Here is a 19865-nt window from a genome sequence, read left to right as displayed (position 1 = left end):
CCTACCCCCCAATTATTTTTGCAAGCTGACAAGTGAAGGTATGGACGCGATACTCCATTTTACCTTTTTGTGAAGTACGTACCGTTATCGCATCCAAAAACTCTACATCCTCATTAATCAACACACGAAGCATCTCTTTTATGTCATCTTTGCGAGACACCAAATCATCATTGTCGAAATAGCCAAACGCTACTAAAATAGCATCCATTATCGCTCTATTAAGTCGACCATCAAAATTACCTGTTTCGTCGATCCTATGAAATGCATTATTCCCAAAAACACCTAGCACATTGTACGTGCTTCGAAGAAACTCGTCTTTTACCATATTCAATTCAGAAGCGACGGTCTTCTTAGCCGACTCCATATATCGGTTAAGCGAAGATCGCATATTTCCTGTATATGTAGATATGCCACCCGTTTCCCTGTTATATCCATTCTTGATTGTCAAATGCCGCAGTAATAACTCTGCATCAGCCATTCTTTTATGTGCTTGCGGTAGGCCAAGCATAGTTAACACATCTTTGTTGCTGCGGAGCTCATGCAACATATCATTGAACGGTCCACGGTATAGACAATTACGTAGTTCCTGTTCACTCAATGACACTGCACCTTGATTCAATCGCATGAAAATTTCGTACTTAATATCAGAGTGCGATTCTTTAAATATCATTATGATTCGCAATATACCGTTACGAAGTATCCTTGCTGCTTTTGGGTTAAGATCTTTATACTTTACCCCAATAAGTTCGTCTAAAACTTCCAATTTTTGAAGCTTAAATTCATTCTGAAAAAATCTATGCAGAGAATTTAAGCGTTGCAAGCCATCTACTACTTCCCAACGATTTTCTTCATCTTCTGCAACATATATAACTGGTATTGGAACATTCAGCAATATTGACTCTACAAGTAACGATGCTCGTCTGTCATCCCAAATATAATTTCTTTGATAATCTGGATCCAAACAGATATCGCCCCTGTTAATCATCTCAACAATATCAAAGATACTCTTATCATATGCTTGAGTACGTAGTCTTCTTTCGCCTTTTGGAATCTCGTCAATCTCAATTTCCTCTTCTTCTCGAGGATCATCAAAATCCATATCTTCATTTTGCCATTCTGACATTGCCATTATCGTGCCTCTAGTTTTAGAGTTTTTTACATCAATGAATGCAGAAGAGAGTATCGAAAAATATTATTTTGTGCCAATAAGCATCAAAACTTATTTTCTAGCGATCCGATCTCATGTAAGTTGCACTCCCAAACCACAACCACCTTCCAACCAAGATCCTCTAGCTGTTTCCTAACCTCTGCATCCCGTTCGACATTTCTCTTGAATTTCTTCTCCCAGAATTCAATCCTGCTCTTCGGCATATAGGAATACTTGCATCCTTCATGCCTGTGCCAGAAACAGCCATGTACAAATATAACTGTCTTATATTTTGGAAGAACAATATCTGGTTTGCCCGGTAAATCTTTACGATTCAGCCGAAAACGATACCCCATTCGATGCAGTGCGGATCTGACTGCAATCTCAGGCTTTGTATCACGAGACTTGATTCGTGACATATTCCAACTTCGTTGTGATTTGCTAAGCCTGTCTACCATATTCTTTATATTCTACACCGTTGCAGCAACGCGCCGTTTCCTTGACTTGCGTTGCGATTTTAGAATCGTATTCTTCAGCTCTACCTGCGACATAAAACCGAGCACCTTATCGCCTACCGCTTCGACTACATCCGGCACCACTGCGTTTCCAAACTGCTTATATGACTGTGTATCTGATACAGGTATATCATCCCGACTGGTAACAGCCTCTCTGAATCCCATCAATCTTGCTGCCTCTACAGGTGTCAGACGCCTTGGATTTTTATTACTCTTATCAGGTATATTTTTCGGATCTGTTTTGCGTCTTGGAATAAGCACCTCAGACCCATCTTTATAGTATCTCGCAGAAAGCGTACGTGAAATACCCTCCAGATCTGTCATTCCAAAACCAAAACCGTTCCCTTTTGCTTGGTGTTTTTTGGCATAGTTCTGCAGGTAATTCCAGAGATGATTTGTCAGAATGTATTTTGAGTCAGGTTTTCTTTCGAGAATGCTTTTGAACTTAGGACGGTCACGCTCGCCTGCTTCCGGAAACTCAAACCCCTCGCAGTCTCCATACAAATCTTTACGGAAACAAACAATAAAGATCCGCTCGCGATGCTGTGGCACATAATCAGCAGCATCTATGATCTGATGGCAAACTGTGTAACCCAGCTCTTCAAGATTACTCTCAATTATTGGCCATGTACGACGTTTGTCATGTGATTTCAGATTCTTTACGTTTTCAAGAATCATCACCTTCGGACGCTTCGCCTTGGCAATATCGCAGATCGTAAAAAACAGGTTGCCTTGCCGCTCACAGTTAAATCCATGCTTCTGACCAAGACTGTTCTTTTTAGATACACCTGCAATAGAGAATGGTTGACATGGAAAGCCTGCTGCCAGAATATCGTGATCCGGAATAGATTCAGGGTCGATGTCGTTGATATCACCTTCGGGCTTGTCACCGAACCAATGCTCGTATGTCTGCTGAGCAAACTTATCCCACTCCGATGTAAACACACACTTGCCACCAAGCCTCTGGAGACCAAGCCTGAAGCCACCTATGCCTGCGAACAAATCAATAAAAGTAAAATCCATATACTTAGGTTTTGCAGGTTTTAGCACACGTCTCTCCATAAACAGTGCAAGCTGGTCAGGATCATCTCTCAATTTCCTCAGCTCATCGACGATCAGATTTTTAATACTCTTGTTTGCTTCAGCGCTTTCAGCTTGAAGCCATCTCCATAAAACATCAGGAATGCTGCGAAGGCAAAATTGGTTCTTTGTTGGCAAAGACTGCGTATCAGCATTCAGATCTGTTTTGATTGGTCTAACCACTTGATTTGATTCAAGTGGGTTGAGACCACTATGTCCGGAGCGGGCATATTCTAAAAGCTTACAGACCAGCAGATTGATATCCATATCTCGTGCATAGGCCTCAAACTCAACCCATGCCCAGAGATCACCCGGGATATTTTTCATGCCAAACTGTTTTTTCACGGCTACCTCACTGGGAATCTATGGTATCAGGATACCATAGTGATTTTTCGCGTCAATAAGGTGCTTATGCAATGTGGATTCCACCGCATTAAGCATAAGTCATAGACAGATTTTTTGCGGTCTGATCTAATAAGGGAATGACTCAGAACGAAGTCCAAATTTCCGAGCGGTATCCAGACAAAGATATATCACTTTCAGACGTAAAGCAGCTGATGAAAAATGTTGGCTGCCATAGCCTTATCGTTAAAGAGCTAGCATGGAACCATGATTCTAAACGGCAGATCTACCTGATCGGCAGTACATCTATTTTCAACACGTTCCCGTGCAAAATTGAAAACAACCCCCCGATGCCGCACTGGATGCAGAAGTCTCAGAAGAAAAAGATGAGCCAAGGCCAGAATCGCTTTTATGGCCATCTAGATTACGAGTGGATCACAATAAATGGTGATACCGAAACTGCAAAACACGCAAAGATTATCTTCTACCCACAGTACCCCGAAGCCCGTCTGTCCGGTTTTCTGCGTGGCATTAAAAGTATTCCATCAAAATATCTCAGAGAGAAATCGGGTGAAGTTTATACCAATAGAATACTATTTTTAGGGATCAGCAATACCGGTCATACAATAGCTTTTCTAACAGTCGGTCACGGTAATCTGCGTGAAGAGCTAAAACAGACTGAAGGATATGACACTGACGCCGGTCTGAACTCAATACCACTGTTCAACGAAAACGAATCGCCTGAAACTCGGCTTCTTGATCAGCTTACTCGCATACATAGCATGGGTTGGATTGAAGGCAAGAGATTATCTGCAGATGGATTAAAACCATGCTACACACCCAATGCAGTCGGGTACACACTCGAAGCGGAACTTGGCATTCTACCAAACGGCGACAACGCACCGGACTTCATGGGTTGGGAGGTCAAAGCACATACGGTTACCGACTGGAATACCACAGGCAACAAGGTCGTCACGCTCTTTACACCTGAGCCAGACTGTGGCGTTTATCAGGAAGAGGGTATTAGAACATTTATCGAAAGATGGGGTTATCCAGATCGCAATGGCAAACCAGACCGCCACAATTTTGGTGGAATATACAGGCTGAACACAACCAATGATTTAACCGGCCTTACCTTGCGCATAGAAGGATTTAACGCAGAAACTCAAAAACTGGATGCTAACGGTCATCTTGGCTTGTATTCACCCGAGGGCTACCTAGCTTCAGGTTGGACTTTCAAAAAACTGATTGACTGCTGGCGAAGAAAACATGCTGCCACAGCATACGTACCTGCACAACGCAACAAAGAAGACAAAGTTCATTGCTTCCACTACGGCAATGAAGTCATGCTTTGTGAAGGTGCCGATTTTGTCAGAGTACTTAATGCAGTTACTAGCGGTGCTCTTTACCTTGATCCTGCATTAAAGGCTGAAAATTGGAGTTCAGATAAGCCGAGATTTAAGAAACGCAATCAGTTCAGAATCAAGATGAAAGACGTACCTTCACTTTACAATCAGTCAAAGGTGCAAACATTGCAAGAGGCAATCTCAACTGCATAGCACTGCACTAGTATATTCTTTAAGGGGTAACAAATGAGGCGAGAAAAAACACTGAAAATATTCGCATAATCTGACTCTTCGTGTTAAATCAGGGAGATTATGATTTACTTGAAGTGTAGGTATGGTAGTAAGTGCAAGCAATTATTATTCAGAAAAGAATGCCACTTAGATTTTCAGTAGCAAGAATCTGGATTACAGGAAATTAACAATATGCAAGTTCGCCAACTGACAATTAAGAACTTCAGAGGTATTAAGCAAACCACGCTCCTACTTCCTCAACACGCCTTATTCATCGGTGATAACAACGTTGGAAAAACTACCGTCTTAGAAGCTTTGCACCTAGTGCTTGGTCCAGAACGATTGAACCGATTTCCAGTTATTAATGAGCACGATTTCTTCGAAGGCAAGTACACAATAGCCACCGTACCCACTGCAGGAGAGGTGGTATCCAAAGAAGAAGATCAACAAGTCAATGGTGAAGCAGATCAAGAAGAGGCCGCATCACTCGAAGCAGAAGGTATCGAAGTGACTGACGCCGAAACATCCAAATTAGCTCCACACATTGAGATCGAAGCGATTGTTATCGGATTATCAGATGAGCAAAAAATAATGTTCGGGAGTTATGCTGAATGGTGGGATGTTTCTACGGATAAGTTATATGACGAATCTGAACCTGAAGGTATTGATGAGGATAATATTGAACAGGCCCTGCGCGTAACGTTCATTGGAAAATATGATATTGAGGAGGATGACTTTGATGGTCATACCTACTTCACACGAAGCTGGCTAGATGATGAGGACCCCACTCGTTTTGGACGTCGTCACAAACAATCATGCGGTTTCCTTTATCTGAGATCTCTCCGTACTGGATCAAGAGCTCTTAGCCTTGAAAGAGGTAGTTTATTAGATATTATTCTGCGATTAAAAGAGGTTCGCCCTCAGATGTGGGAAGCTATAATTGCCGAGCTATCTTCCTTCTCTGTGGCAGCAGATGAAGCTCTCGGGGTATCTGGGGTTTTGGAAAGTATTAATGAATCTTTGAAAAAGTATGTTCCTCGAGAATGGGCGGCAAAGCCTCATCTTCGAGTTTCAGACCTTACGCGAGAGCATCTGCGGAAGATTGTTACTTCATTTATCGTAACTGGTGATGGCGATCATGCAGCTCCTTTTATGCGACAGGGAACAGGTACGATCAACATGCTAGTGCTTGCAATGTTGTCTCAGGTTGCGGAGGACAAGCAAAATGTCATATTTGCGATGGAGGAACCTGAAACCGCCATTCCGCCATACGCTCAGAAACGTATCGTACATGAGATAAAAAATCTAGCATCTCAAGCTATCTTCACCTCCCATTCACCATATGTGCTAGAAGAGTTTGACCAGAAAGAAACCATAATCCTTTCTCGTGGATCCAATGGAGTGATGTCACAGGCATCTGTAGAGTTACCTGCCAGCATCAAGCTTAAACGGTACCGACAAGAGTTTCGAACACGGTTCTGTGAAGGCCTTCTTGCTAGGCGTGTCCTAATTGCTGAAGGAGCAACAGAGGCCACTTGTATTCCAACTGCCGCCCGTCGTTTATCCGAGTTAAATCCGGACGCATACTCCTCTCTGGAAGCGATGGGTATTTGCACTGTTGATGCAGGCAGTGAAAGCAACATCACAGATATGGCCAAGCTTTATAGCGAGCTAGGCAAGCAAGTCTATGCTGTGTGCGACAAGCAGAACCCGGCTGATAAAGCTGCAATTGAATCAGAAGTAGACGCCTTATTCATGCACGAGGAGAGTGCTATTGAAAAACTTATTTTGAAGGAATCTTCAAAAAAAGCTCTACAGCGATTCGCTAGTACTATCGATTGGCCACGCCATATAAAACAAGTTGTTACAGATCCAATGGCTGATGCTGAGAAAGCCTTAGAGATGTTTTTCTATTGGTCCAAAGGTAACTGGGGCATCGCAGACTTCCTTGCCCAGTGCGATGAAGATGAAATGCCGAGCTGGATTCGGGATACTTGCAAGTCTCTTTTTGAACTTACCAATCCTCTTCCTATAGATGAAAATGCAGAACTAAATGCCGAAGAATCGGCTAATGAGGATCTTGAAAGTTATGCTGAAGCTCAATAAAAAGCATAAAAAGATCCTATCTGCTGGCGGGCATATGCTTGTGACAGGCGGACCAGGTAGTGGAAAGACTACTATCTCAATCCTAAAGGCTGCAGATATAGCTCAAAACCAGCTCCATCCTAGCCAGATGGTGCTGTTCCTCAGTTTTGCTAGGGCGACGGTGTCTCGTGTGCTTGAAGCCATCAATCGAGAACACCAGCTCGATCCCAAGATCACGTCTCGAATTCAAGTGGAAACCTACCATGCGTTCTTTTGGAGTATTCTCAAGACGCATGGATATCTTCTTGGTTTGCCGCGACAGCTTTCGATTCTGTTGCCAAAAGATGAGGCCATTGCACTATCAGCAATCCGAAATAAATATGGTTCTGTAAAAAAATTCGATAACAAGTCAAAAAAACAAAAAGCTAGCGATGAATCTGAAGAGTTGGAGCGACTTGCATATGTAGAGGGACGTGTGTGCTTTAAGCTGTTCGCTCCACTTGTAGCTGAGTTATTACATCGTAGTTGTCGCCTCAGAAATCTCGTATCGTTGATGTACCCCCGTATAATTATTGATGAGTTCCAAGATACAAATGCTACACAGTGGCATGTTATCAAGGCATTAGCTGAAAAGAGTATGCTATTTGCACTGGCCGATCCCGAACAGCGTATCTATGACTGGATTGGTGCTGATCCAAAACGACTTGACCATTTTCGTAAACTATGTACTCCAGTGGAAGTAGACTTTGGTAGTGAGAACCATCGAAGTAGAGACACCGACATACGCACTTTTGGCGATGACGTAATGCAGAGATCTTTCAGGCAGAAGCAGTATTCGGGGATCTTTCGAATCCCTTATACCTGCAATCAGAACCAAGCGTTTACTGCCGTTGTAACGTGTGTACTCAAGGCTCGCAAACGTCTTGTTGATTCCGGAGTTAAGCAGTGGTCAATTGGAATTCTGACACCAACGAAAATACTTACACGTAAAGTCTCCGATAATCTTCGTTCCCCCCCCGCTAATTTGCCGGTAGTACGTCACTTCGCTGCTGTTGACAAAGAAGCAGCAGTGCTGGCCGCTGAACTCATTTCTTCTTTTCTTCAGGAACGCAGGTCTCAAAAACAATTGGCTCTTTGTGTTGATATGCTCTGCAACTTTTATAAAGGTAAGGGAGGGGATACTCCGTCCCAAAGTGCATTAAAAGAAGCAGCGGGGATACATCGTGCCTACAAGGATTGCACTGAAAGGTTGGCCGAAGGAAAGAAAGTCAGGGGAAACAGCCTGATTGTAGCAACCATGTCAACACTTCAAGCAGTCTGTGAAGTATCGTTTACAGGAGCCCCAGATCAAGATTGGTTAGCTGTCCGTGATGTACTGGATAAGGGGAAATGCAAGCGACTACGTGCTGTTGCTGAAGAAGCGAGGAACATCCGATTGCTCGACAGAGGTACTCAGTTGCGTCAAGCATTATCTGAAAACTGGCAAGGCACAGATTGTTATCCTAATGCCTTGGAGATTACGCGTCAGGCATTCGTTCAAGAACACTTTAATATGGCTCAACGCCCGGAACAAGGGATAGTGGTTATGAACATGCATAAGGCGAAAGGTAAGCAATTCGATGAAGTGATCATCTTTGAGGGATGGCCTCGTTATAGCAAAGGTACCATCGTCGCAAATTTAGATCGAATTGTTAGAGAGAATCTACCAAAGAATGTAGAAAGTCAGGCTCGTCAGAATTTTCGTGTGAGTATAACACGTGCCAAATTAAGAACCACTATACTTACCCCAGAGTGCGATCCGTGTATACTGCTGTTCAGGAAAACTAGTTGACTGTCAACAAAAGAGCCTGTCATGTCCGAATGCTTAAGGTACTTTTAGAAATTCCCACCATCAGATACGCTTTCGGTTACAGCAAAAGCATTATAAACGCTGTATGCCCGTAACATGATGGCTACGCATCGAAGCTAGCTCAATAAACTGCATAGTGTAATGGCTTTTATTGTTTCGCTTGATTGCAAATAGCGTCACATCGCTCCAAATGTACGATTCAATAAACAGGTGGTGCTTCCGATGTTCTGATAGAAATATCTACATCACCTCGATGCCATGCACGATAAACATCACTATGTTGAGTTCCATCTGGCCAAATATTAGGACGAGCAGCAATTCGGTCATCCTTTGTATTAATTGTAGAACGAGCTTGATTTTGAACCCATACACAGAAAACATCGTAATTTTCATGATGGTTCGGATATTCGACACCTCTTTCAATGTACACATTGACCGAATACGTTTCATGGAAAACGTCATTCACTTCGAGATCAATCAACTGAACATCCGAAACTAACATTTCAAATACTCCATCGTCGATAAATATTATATCCATTTTCAATCTCCGAATATTTGAGTACTAATGTGATAATACGTAAGTGTATTAAGTTCAAAACGCCTCGTAGCATCAGGTAGTATTTCCGCGCCCAAAATCCATCAATGGCTTACACGCAATATAGATATCCGCAAGTACATCAACAGCATCTGCCGACTGCATACACTTCTCCGTATATGGAACAAAAACTCTCAAACCTAGCTGGATATTTAAAGTACGATTTGTGAGAATATCGTAAATAGCCTTGGTCCACATCGGTTGATGCTTAAAACTTGCAATACCACTCTCTTTAACAACAGTTCGAATATCTACTTCAATACATCCATCCCGACGTGCAATAGATCGTTGTGATTTATAACGCCTCTGGAGAATATAGATGATTGGCCGCATGCCTTTCATCTGTTTGTATAATGGCATCATATTCTTATGAACTTGTTCAACAATATTTTGAAAACCTTCTGGCCCAATCGTTTTAAGTTTTGTTTTGATTCCGCCTTTTAACGCATTCGGCAATGTGATTGCTGGCGACACTTCTACTGTATCCAGATCGAGTGTTGCGTGTGGAAATCCAGTATGGTTAGCTTCATTCGCAGCTTTATTCGTTGTCATAATATCCCATACCCCGCCGTCTAAATTTCTCGTAATTGCCGCTCTACCCCTCGAGTGCATATCTAAATCTAACGCACTAACAAGCTTCTTGTTTGTGAGCAGTCTTTGACGGAGCAACTTAATCAGACGCTTACCTTGGAAGTATGTGTATGGTTGATCGTCGTTAAAATGAAATCCGCTGAAAATTGTCATGGTCCCTCTCACCTCATAATCTCTCGCGATCATTTTTGATTCGAATATTTCCAAATACTGCACAAAACGGTTGGCCCATACTGACTTCAATCTGTACTGACAAAACCATTGATAGATCTCCTGCCACGCAACCCATCTGGCCCATAGTGGGAGCTTACAGCCAGGCTTATCAACTGAAATGACAATGACATCAGTGTCCTCATAGCCATATTTCTTTGCAGTGTTTCTATGCCTCACCAGTTGATCAACAACAACGGGTGCTTGGACTTTCACTTCAAATAATACCGCCCACCCATTCTTGTCATAGATACATCCGTCAGGCAGACCACGCCTTTCAGACTCTTTCTCGTCATCTTGGTCAACCAACCCCATCTCACCCGGAACACACTGCTCATCTAGATGCAACGAGTGGAGCTGCTGGCTGGGTTTGATCTTCATGAAATTAAGGAATGGTTTAAGCAACAGATCGCGATCGGACTCAATGGAGGCCATAAGTGCGTGTGTTATTTTATTCTCGGGTTGATCGTATTGATCGAAGATATTTCTCATGCCATCTGTCCGGAATCTCTAATGCAATTAGCGTGACTAGGGATCTATTATGGCATGAAATTAAGAACTGGTGAAGGTTTTAATCTTATAAGCACAAAATCGATGACACTATGCTGTCACCCCATCAACGGCCTCCACCTCCGGATCATGCTGAGTTATATTGCTAATTCCAACGGTCTAGTCTCACCTGATGTGATCCAGAAATGGGGTCAAGACTACCCGGCCTTAATTTGCAACCACTTCCCCAATTTTTTATATCAGTACTAGTAACTCATGTTATGATGCGATTTACACATTAAAAAATACAGATCCTAATACTAATTCACAATGACGGACAATATTAAAACTTCACAATACTAAGCTTACGGGGAAAATATCATGTTAAAAATGCTTCAGTGCTGTTTTGTTTGCATTTTGACTTTCACCATCACCACTCATTCATTCGCGGTTTATGAGGGTTATCGCAAGAATCTCAGATGGAAAAAAACTGCAACAGATGGAAACGTCGGCTCCGAACATGGCCGGTCGATCACACTGACTTGGGGGTTCGCGAAAGACGGCACACAAACATACTACAAAGGAAAACCCACACGAACGAGCGTAATCATCGCAGCGATGGATGACAAACTCGGCTCAGGCCCGGGCGGTAGTGACTTGACCGAACGTCCATGGTTTAAACTGTTTGATAACTCCTTCAAGAGATGGAGCCAATTAACAGGAATCAATTTCGTCTATGTCCCATACGACGATGGTGGCAGGCATGGATATCGCGGTCTTCCCGGCGAACTCAATAAGCGAGCTGATATCCGCATCGCAGGCGCAAAAATCGGACCAAATGGCGGTAACGTCGCATACAGCTACCACGCAAATCACGGCGACATGTTCATCAATCACAACTGGTCATCTCGCTGGAAGTTGTTCGACCCAACAAAACCCATAAGAAAAACTAACCCCGTTAACTTCAATAACACCATTCTGCATGAACTCGGACACGGAATAGGCCTAACCCATATCTCCTCAAAAGACACACAGCAATTAATGGAGACACGCGGAGAAAAGAATTTTTTTGGTCCCCAACTCGATGAAATCCTTTTAGCGCAAAGGCTATATGGAGATAAATACGAAAAACTCGGGGGTAACGACACAATTGAATCCGCACAAAAAATTGAAAATCTCCCCGTCGGCAAAACATGGTACATTGGCAAACATGCACATCGCCAGCGCAATCATCTCATCACACCAAAAGAATCTGACTTCGTTTCAATAGATGATGACTCAGATACCGATGTATATCAATTCGACATCAAATCAAGCTCAACAATCGACATCACACTAAAACCAGCTGGCTATAAATATTACCGACGCGTCGGTGGCGGCGGCGGTACAGCCCCTCAATCCATCGTCGATATGCGAAAATTTTCCGATCTTGGCTTCCAAGTCATCGATGCTGATGGCAACATCCTCGAAACCATCAACGCCAATGGCAAGGGTAGGACTGAGTCAATTAACAACTTCGCACTCAACTCACCAAGCACCTATTATGTCAGTGTTTTCGGCTTAGACGACGACGCACAGTTTTATTCACTGAAACTCAAGGTAAAACACGATCCTCGACCCAGGCATCAACTCAATAGTCTTCCCCGCAGATAAATCACTGAGGACGGCAGAGCGATCTTATCCTCTTGGCTAGCTATCTATTCCTGAAGCTTCTTCGCCACCTTCATCGCTTCCTTCACTTCCTCTAACAAATATATATCAGTGGTTCCCACGTCGACATGGCCTAACAGCACCTGAGCTGCTGTCTTACCCAACTTGGACCGCGTATTGGTCGCTGCTGTTCTTCTCAAGTCGTAAGGCGTAAAACGATCGACTCCTGCCAGCTTGCAGCCACGCTTAATTGCAACGTTCAAAGCATGGGAATCGTAACATTTTCCTGGCTTGAGCATCGGGTGCTCTTTCACATTAGTGCCTTCCCGGTTTCCGCATGACATGGGTGTTGTTCGCTCCAAATAACGACGTTTCTTCATCTCCTCGACAGCATCAACTGGCGAGAAAAGATAGTCTTTCGGATTTTTACCTTCCATGCGCCGTGCAACAATATGCTGGGCTGCGCCAGCCAGCGGGATGACACGTACTCGCTTGTGCCACGCTGTTTTGTGGTCGCCCACAGGACTGGCATCGCTGCCAGGTATATACAACCAACAGTTTTCATCATCCTGCTTAATATCTACTGGTCTCATTTTGCAGACCTCGCCGGGTCTCATGCCAGTGTGCCATTGAAGCGCCATCATATCAGCCACTACGCTAGTAACTGAGTTCATGACAAGCTGCAGTTCTTCCCATGTAACTGTCGCGCGGTTCACTTTTTCATTTGCGTTGCCTTGCGCATAGCGAATCGACTTGACCTCTTCAAGAGCAATCGTCGCAGAGTACTTAACAAACTCCCGCCCTGCTGCCCACCGCCACATCTTGCCAATCATGTTCACGACGTCGTTAACTGTTCGCCTGCTGTAATGCTTCTCAATCTGCATCTTCTCGCGACCATTTTCCGTTTCCACCCACTTAGGAACGGTATACGTATCTTCATTAATAGCTTGCTGAATCTGTAACAGCTGATCGGGGCCAAACCTAGCCGCCTGCCATCCTTGATAAGACGCCATATATTTTTTGACACGTTTAAAGTTGGTAATACGTGGATGCTCAGTTCCAACTTTCGTCACTGCACCTTGTTTGATCAGCCACCTTTCGTAATGCTCAAGAATTTCTTCCACTGTCATACCGCTATGCGGGTTGTGATACTTTTCAATCGCCTCGTAAGGCGAGCTGTGTGACAAAGTAGTTTCCGGGTCCTCTTGATAGATTTCCCACCACTGCTCAAGCGCAGCCAAAACCTCCATCTTCCTACGGTCAGCAATATGGCCAAATGAAACCGTTGTACGCTTGCCTGAAGGGCGCGTGACTGTCGCTCGGTAATAATTTTGACCAACACTTAGCGATGGTATTTTGCTCTTCTTCATACCTACGACCATAACTCAGATTGAGGGTCAAATTCAATCGAAAATGCATAAATTCTGCATAAATCTTTATGCAAAACGGCGAGATTGAGCGATATTACGCGAGATCACACGATAATGAGTGATAATAGAAACCGCGTTTAAATCACTTTAAACACCGATATTTACAGCAAAATCTTCAATTTCAAAAAGCCAGAAAAATATAAGAGCACACCTTTGTGGTCGCGGGGGTCGGGGGTTCGAATCCCCTCAGTCACCCTTATCACCGAAAACCCTTGCTTTTCTATAAGCAAGGGTTTTCAATTTTGCGGGGCAGCTCCTATACAGTCAAAATTGATCATCAAGATCTTGTAGCAATGTTGGCAACGATTCTGGATCAAACTCGATCTCTTCAGCCAAATCGGACAGGTGCGTACTAAGGTAATTCAGGAAGTATCGCCTAGATAACAGCACGTGCCGCCGCATGCGTCTTTCTACCAAAACCGCATCTCGATCACGTAAGGCCTGCACAATCTGTGCGTGCGTCACAATGTCGTCACTCACGTGATTACTCATCAAAAATGACATTTGGCAACTTCGAAACAAGCACATACGCAGCAGACGCTGATTGGCGAGAATGCCAATCAACTGTTGATTGCGACTGATTTCGACGATGCTGCCGTGAAATTGATTTTCTGCCTGAAACACTTCCGCAGTCTTGCCTGCCGTAGATTGATCCAACGTTTTTGCCAACGACTCAAGCGCATCCAATTGAGCATCTGTAATACGTGAGCAAGCCAACCGCCCTGCCATCCCCTCCAACGTTGCTCGGATCTGCTCACTCTCCAGATAGGTTTGCACGTGAAACTGGCGCACATATGTCCCAGATTTCGCGCGGCGATCAAGTATCCCCACGAATGCCAATTGATCAAAAGCCGCTCGAACCACAGCCCTCCCCATCTCAAACCGCTCCGCGACAGCCAGTTCACTGAGCCGCTGCCCCGGCTTGAAATCGCCCACCTGAATGGCATCCACCAAACGGCGTGCACAATCGTTATCCAGCCCCAATTCAGCCAATTCGTTCGGCATGGGCAAAATCTTGTTTGTGCGTGCTGTGCTCGGCATATCGCTCCTTAAAACAACAAATCTGGCATGTTAAATATATCTTCTATCGCTAGTTTTTCAATAAATATTAAATTCACATTGCAATCTAACATGTTAGCTGATAGTATTGCCCGCATGAAGATCACCGATGTTCGCTGCATTCTCTTGACGGCACCCTATGGAGCCGGCCACCGCCAAACCAACCGCAGCTACGCAACAATTGCCATCGAAACCGAAGACGGCCGTGTGGGGCTGGGCGAGCCTTATGCAGGTGTCAATATGCCCACCGTCTGCCGCGAATTAATATTGCAACTCAAACCTGTACTGATCGGCCAAAATGCCGAATCGCACCGAGCCACTCTCGCTAAATTATCTTCTATTTGTGAATATTTCGATCATCGCGGTTTGATCTATTGTGTCCTCGGTGCCATAGACTGGGCATTACATGACCTCGCTGCACAACGCGCGAACCTACCGCTGCATCGTTATCTGAATCTCGATTCGTCTCCATCAGTTGAACTTTATGCTAGCGCGGGGCCAGCCGACGACCCGCCCCATCAGATTGCCCAAGACATCGAATCTTACAAAACCCAAGGGTTTCAATCTGTCAAGATCCGTGCCGGCTGCGGGAAGTACACCGCCGAACAAGCTGCGGATCACATTGAGGCAGTAAAGAAACTGGTGCCGGACGAACTCCAACTAGGCGTTGATACCGGCCAGCAAATATTTCATCACGATCGCTTGTGGTCAAAGCAGAACGCCATTTCATTAGTAACGCGTCTTGCCAATCTCAATCTGCTTTTCCTCGAAGACCCCCTACTTATCCACGACATGGCAGGCTATCAGGAGCTTGCACAGCTCGAAGCTTTACCCATCGCCGGAGGGGAAATGTTCTGTGAATCAGAGCCATTTATCACTTATATGCAAGCAAATGCTCTCGATGTGGTCCAACCCGATGCGGCGGTACTTGCCGGGCCAGCCGCAGCCATCAAAATCGGACAACATGCTGAAAAATTTAGGAAAAAGGTCATCATGCACGGTTGGGCGGGACCAGTTGCTCAGATGCAGAATATACATGCTGCGCTAGCAATCGGGGTATGTGACATGGTGGAGTATTGCGTACTCTATCACCCGCTACTTCATGAAGTGTTATCGCCGATCTGGCAATTTGAATCCGGAAGACTCCAAGCACCTGAACAACCCGGCATGGGTATCGCGTTCACAGATCATCTCATAACTCGTTACCCCTTTACTGGTGTCTCACATCTGATCGCATAAGGACCATCACATGCCATCAACCATTAACATCGGCGTAGCCGATCCAACCGCAACGAACATCGCCAAGCAATTATGCGATCAACTCATCATTGATCATGTACATGTGATCGACTGCTCAACGCCTGAAGCACAACGGCAACATGCTTCCAGTCTCGATGGACTGGTGACTGAATTATGGTTCCCGCAACCCGAAGAAGCACCCCATCTCCGCTGGATACATCTTCTGTCTTCAGGATATGATCATGTACCGATATCAGCCCTGTCCTGCGAGGGATGGACAATCACACATGGCGGCGGAACAGGTGCCGTGCCCATGGCTGAATGGTGCCTGAGTATGATGCTTTACTTCACACACCGTGTTGATGATATTCTGGCGTATCAGGCGAACCGAAGCTGGTATCAACACCGTATACAAGATATGACGGCAAGCACCTTGCGCGGCGCAACACTGGGCATCATGGGCTACGGCGCAGTCGGTCGTGAATTGGCGCGACAATGCAAACCTCTTGGCATGACTATTTATGCTTCATGTGGCCGATCCGGTCATGCTCAACCACTCACTTACACTGCACCAGAAACAGGCGATACTCAAGGAGAACTACCCGATCATTGGTTCGACCTGAACGATCTATACAGCATCTTGCCTAAGTGCGATGTTGTCGTGCTGGGTCTGCGATCATCGCCAAAAACCCACCAACTGGTGAACGTTCGGTTCCTTGAACAGATGAAGCGGTCCGCTATCCTCATCAATCCCGCACGCGGTTCACTGATTGACGAAGCTGCCCTCATTCAAGCATTAGAAAACCAACAACTGCGTGGCGCAGCTTTGGATGTTTTCGCCAACGAACCGCTACCAGCAAACGATCCATTACGTGATGCACCACATCTGATCATCTCACCACACTGCTCGCCGGAATCATCGTTCTACCGACAACAAATGATTGAATGCATCATCAAAAACATCCAACGATTTATCGAAGATCAGCCTCTATTCAATCGTATTGCGTCTCCACCGAAAACATCAACCATCACATCTTGCTGATCACAGTCTGCACACCTAAGTTTTATCGACAAGGAATTGACTATGTTCAAATTAAAATCCGCCTTCATTTTCCTCGCCACTTTGTCTATCTGCATGATCAGCTATGCACAACACCACAAAGGCGACACGATGCCACACACTTTGCTTGCCATCGATAAAAATTGGGTAGAAAACAATACCGATATGAGTGTTGGACTCATCGAACCACTGCGCCATCCCAATAATCCAGTTCTTGAACGACGGGAAGGATTGCACGACGCGATGCGTGTTGGATTCAATCAATGGGTCCTTCAGGAAAACGGCCTATTTCGGATGTGGTACACCGCATATGACGGCAACTTCTGGAGCACCAGCTATGCTGAAAGCGAAGACGGCCTCAATTGGACGCGTCCCAATCTTGGCTTGCATAAATACAAAGGCTCCACAGAAAATAACATTGTGATTCCCGGCTTCAACATGGCGGCTCCATTCCGAGATGACGCTGATCCTGATCCCTCTCGTCGATACAAAGTCGCCCTTATTCGCTTTATGCCGAAATCGCACACCGAACGTTGGGACAAGCAAACCGGCGGCACACGTCCATATGTCAACGCACCGGCTGTTGGCGCATATGCCTACAGCCCTAACGGCATCCACTGGACCATCGATGAAAACAATCCATTCCCCCTGCCGGTCAAACAGGAAAACCCATCACTATTGCACTTTAAAGGTCGCTATTTTCTCTACACACAGATGTCCAACAATGACTACCCCGGCATCATTGATCGCTGGAGTAGATGCCTAGCCGTCTCAACATCTGATGATTTTCAGCATTGGTCATTGGCGAAAAAGCCCGGCTTCCACTTCGATCCTAAGAACGGTGCACATGTCCAAACGCATGGTACGTTGGGCTATCAGAGCTACCGTGATGTTGTTGTCGGCATGTATGGCAAATTCCACAATTCAACCGAACTAATCGATCATGAAGCGGACTTGATTCTGCTGACCAGCAACGACGGGTTATCATGGCAACAGGTTGACCACAACCCGTTCGAATCGATTATGCGAAGAGCGCCGCGCGGTGAATGGGATGCCACCTTTCTCACACAAGCCAACATGCTCAATGCCGGCCGAGAAACCTATCTCTACTATGCTGCCAACCCAGACCTGTCTAATCTCGTTTACGTCAGGCAAGACACCGGTCTGGCGACATGGCGACTCGATGGCTACGGCTACATCGCTCCGCGCGTGGCATGGGATTATGGCAAAGATCATTTCTCTGGATCACTCACCAGTAAGCCGCTTGAACTGTCAAACCGCCATCGCACCATCTATATCAACGCCAAAGGCAGCAAACTACCTGACCATCAAATCCGCGTTGAGTTACAGAACAACACCGGTAAACCGCTCGCAGGCTACACCCTTAACGATTGCGACCCAATCACTCTCGACAGTGTGGGACTACCTGTCACATGGAACGGTAAAACCACCTTGCCCCAAATCAATGGCAAAAAAGCTAGAGTAAAAATTCAGATCGATGCCGCCAACCCAAAACGCTGGATGATGGCCCGTCTGGAAATGCCGCATTTTTATGCGTTATATATAGATCAACCAACACTCTGGCTCAACAACACACAAACCATCTACCCCGAACGCGGCCTTGAAAGAGTTCACTTCCAAGACCCAGATCGCCCCACAGCAACCGGTCTCCAATTCACCACTGATCAGCCCGCCTCTGTCACGCTTACACAGCTTGATGACCGACACGCAACACTGGTTTTCCAAGGGTCTGCAAACATCTCACTTAACTGGCCACGCGCCACACAATGCAAGCTAAACGGCAAACCGCTCAATATCGCAAACAACAACATCTCATTTGAATCTAAAGACGAAGCCACACTCACCATTGAACTCCAGCCAGAGTAACGCATGAAGATCAATCCATTGAACATCATCCGCGCAACGATGCCTTACACCATCTTGTGTTGCACGCTTTGTATGTTCACTTTAACCATGCGTGCCGAACTAACTGCCAGTTCGCCAGAAATGACTGGGCTTGTACAAACAGTTACGGGTGTGGTTTTACCCAACGATCTTGGCATCGTGCTCACACACGAACATATGGTATTGGATCTGGGTGTCTGGGGTGGCACCCTAGATCATCAACGTGTACCGTTTGAGCAAGCCAAAGAACACGCAGTCAAACAGCTCAAACGCGCTAAGCAACATCATGTTCAAACGGTGATCGATATGACACCCGCCTACTGCGGCCGCAACGCAAAACTGCTATATGCAATCTCACAAGCAATTGATTGCCACATCGTTGCAAGCACCGGCTTCTTCCACCATGAGTGGATGCCTCGCTGGGCACACAATGCCAGTGTGAATGAGATTGCCGAGTTTTTTATCAAAGAAATCACGGTGGGTATCGAAGACACAACCATAAAAGCAGGATTTATCAAACTCGGTTCGATGGGCGATCTCACGCCACTTGAGCAGAAAGTACATCGCGCCGCATTACGCGCTTCGCTACAAACAGGCGCACCGATCGGCGCACATCTGGACAGCCATGATGCGATGCAAATCCGCTTAAAAATTATGCAGGAAGAAAATTTTCCCCCAGAACGTTTTGTCTGGATCCACGCCGCCTCCGCGACCGCAAATCCGAAAAACATGGATTTAGAGACATGGCTACAGTTTGCACCGTGTGGCAACTGGCATGCGATTGATGCCGATGTAAAAGCAGTCAAACTTGCAATCGCTCACGGTCGCATTAACAGAATACTGCTGGGGCAAGATTCAAGCCTCTGGCGTATCAGTGGCAAGCACAACGGTCCCAGTGATATGGATGTTACTTATCTGTTCACAACATTCATTCCCGCACTACGCAACGCTGGTATTAGTCGTAAGACGATGCGTCAGATACTCATTGAAAACCCAAGGGACATGCTGGTGTTTCAAAAGCCTTATGATGCCGGAGAATAGC

Annotated in this window: 15 protein-coding genes; 8 read left to right on the top strand and 7 right to left on the bottom strand. The window is 45.4% G+C overall.

What is annotated here, in order from left to right; genetic code table 11:
* Position 1 precedes the first annotated feature (1 nt).
* The 3 genes from ACQ6WK_RS06460 to dcm form a co-directional block, all read right to left on the bottom strand.
* Complete coding sequence (locus ACQ6WK_RS06460; RefSeq protein ID WP_432799924.1) at positions 2-1123, bottom strand: DUF262 domain-containing protein; 1122 nt, start codon at positions 1121-1123, stop codon at positions 2-4.
* 89 nt (positions 1124-1212) lie between these two features.
* Positions 1213-1605: a very short patch repair endonuclease gene (locus ACQ6WK_RS06455; RefSeq protein WP_432799923.1), complete on the bottom strand. Its 393-nt coding sequence runs from the start codon at positions 1603-1605 to the stop codon at positions 1213-1215.
* Positions 1606-1617: 12 nt separating this feature from the next.
* Positions 1618-3087, bottom strand: a complete 1470-nt coding sequence (dcm, locus tag ACQ6WK_RS06450) for a DNA (cytosine-5-)-methyltransferase (RefSeq protein WP_432799922.1) — start codon at positions 3085-3087, stop codon at positions 1618-1620.
* A gap of 137 nt (positions 3088-3224) precedes the next feature.
* Here dcm and ACQ6WK_RS06445 point away from each other — a divergent pair, with 137 nt between their 5' ends.
* The 3 genes from ACQ6WK_RS06445 (at position 3225) to ACQ6WK_RS06435 (ending at position 8577) form a co-directional block, all read left to right on the top strand.
* Positions 3225-4643 carry an MvaI/BcnI family restriction endonuclease gene (locus ACQ6WK_RS06445; protein WP_432799921.1) on the top strand — a complete coding sequence of 473 codons (1419 nt, stop codon included), beginning with the start codon at positions 3225-3227 and terminating at the stop codon, positions 4641-4643.
* Between the two features lie 210 nt (positions 4644-4853).
* Complete coding sequence (locus tag ACQ6WK_RS06440; protein WP_432799920.1) at positions 4854-6767, top strand: ATP-dependent nuclease; 1914 nt, start codon at positions 4854-4856, stop codon at positions 6765-6767.
* Positions 6751-8577 (top strand): UvrD-helicase domain-containing protein, encoded by a 1827-nt coding sequence (locus ACQ6WK_RS06435; protein WP_432799919.1) that lies wholly within the window; start codon positions 6751-6753, stop codon positions 8575-8577. The genes ACQ6WK_RS06440 and ACQ6WK_RS06435 overlap by 17 nt, the downstream gene beginning before the upstream one ends.
* A gap of 217 nt (positions 8578-8794) precedes the next feature.
* On the opposite strand, the gene ACQ6WK_RS06430 is transcribed toward ACQ6WK_RS06435, so the two are convergent.
* Entirely contained in the window at positions 8795-9133 is a 339-nt protein-coding gene (locus ACQ6WK_RS06430) for a hypothetical protein (RefSeq protein ID WP_432799918.1), read from the bottom strand.
* Between the two features lie 72 nt (positions 9134-9205).
* A complete protein-coding gene (locus tag ACQ6WK_RS06425) occupies positions 9206-10483 on the bottom strand; it encodes a hypothetical protein (protein WP_432799917.1) in 1278 nt (425 codons plus the stop codon).
* A 378-nt stretch (positions 10484-10861) separates the two neighbouring features.
* On the opposite strand from ACQ6WK_RS06425, the gene ACQ6WK_RS06420 reads away from it, so the two are divergent.
* Complete coding sequence (locus ACQ6WK_RS06420; RefSeq protein WP_432799916.1) at positions 10862-12133, top strand: pre-peptidase C-terminal domain-containing protein; 1272 nt, start codon at positions 10862-10864, stop codon at positions 12131-12133.
* Between the two features lie 44 nt (positions 12134-12177).
* Here ACQ6WK_RS06420 and ACQ6WK_RS06415 read toward each other — a convergent pair whose 3' ends face one another.
* Complete coding sequence (locus ACQ6WK_RS06415; protein WP_432799915.1) at positions 12178-13500, bottom strand: tyrosine-type recombinase/integrase; 1323 nt, start codon at positions 13498-13500, stop codon at positions 12178-12180.
* A 324-nt stretch (positions 13501-13824) separates the two neighbouring features.
* Positions 13825-14565, bottom strand: a complete 741-nt coding sequence (locus ACQ6WK_RS06410) for a GntR family transcriptional regulator (protein ID WP_432799914.1) — start codon at positions 14563-14565, stop codon at positions 13825-13827.
* A 126-nt stretch (positions 14566-14691) separates the two neighbouring features.
* Here ACQ6WK_RS06410 and ACQ6WK_RS06405 point away from each other — a divergent pair, with 126 nt between their 5' ends.
* The 4 genes from ACQ6WK_RS06405 to ACQ6WK_RS06390 are packed head-to-tail and all read left to right on the top strand — an operon-like array spanning position 14692 to position 19864.
* The gene (locus ACQ6WK_RS06405; protein ID WP_432799913.1) at positions 14692-15858 is read left to right on the top strand and encodes a mandelate racemase/muconate lactonizing enzyme family protein; all 1167 of its coding nucleotides are present in this window, start codon (positions 14692-14694) and stop codon (positions 15856-15858) included.
* A 10-nt stretch (positions 15859-15868) separates the two neighbouring features.
* Entirely contained in the window at positions 15869-16900 is a 1032-nt protein-coding gene (locus ACQ6WK_RS06400) for a D-2-hydroxyacid dehydrogenase (protein WP_432799912.1), read from the top strand.
* Positions 16901-16942: 42 nt separating this feature from the next.
* Complete coding sequence (locus tag ACQ6WK_RS06395) at positions 16943-18805, top strand: hypothetical protein (protein WP_432799911.1); 1863 nt, start codon at positions 16943-16945, stop codon at positions 18803-18805.
* 3 nt (positions 18806-18808) lie between these two features.
* Positions 18809-19864: a phosphotriesterase family protein gene (locus tag ACQ6WK_RS06390; RefSeq protein WP_432799910.1), complete on the top strand. Its 1056-nt coding sequence runs from the start codon at positions 18809-18811 to the stop codon at positions 19862-19864.
* The last annotated feature ends 1 nt before the right edge of the window (position 19865 follow it).

Origin of the sequence: Poriferisphaera sp. WC338 (assembly GCF_050931845.1) — a bacterium.
Classification (GTDB): domain Bacteria; phylum Planctomycetota; class Phycisphaerae; order Phycisphaerales; family Phycisphaeraceae; genus Poriferisphaera.
The sequence above is the reverse complement of the archived record's forward strand: the minus strand, read 5'-3'. Positions and strand labels throughout refer to the sequence as shown.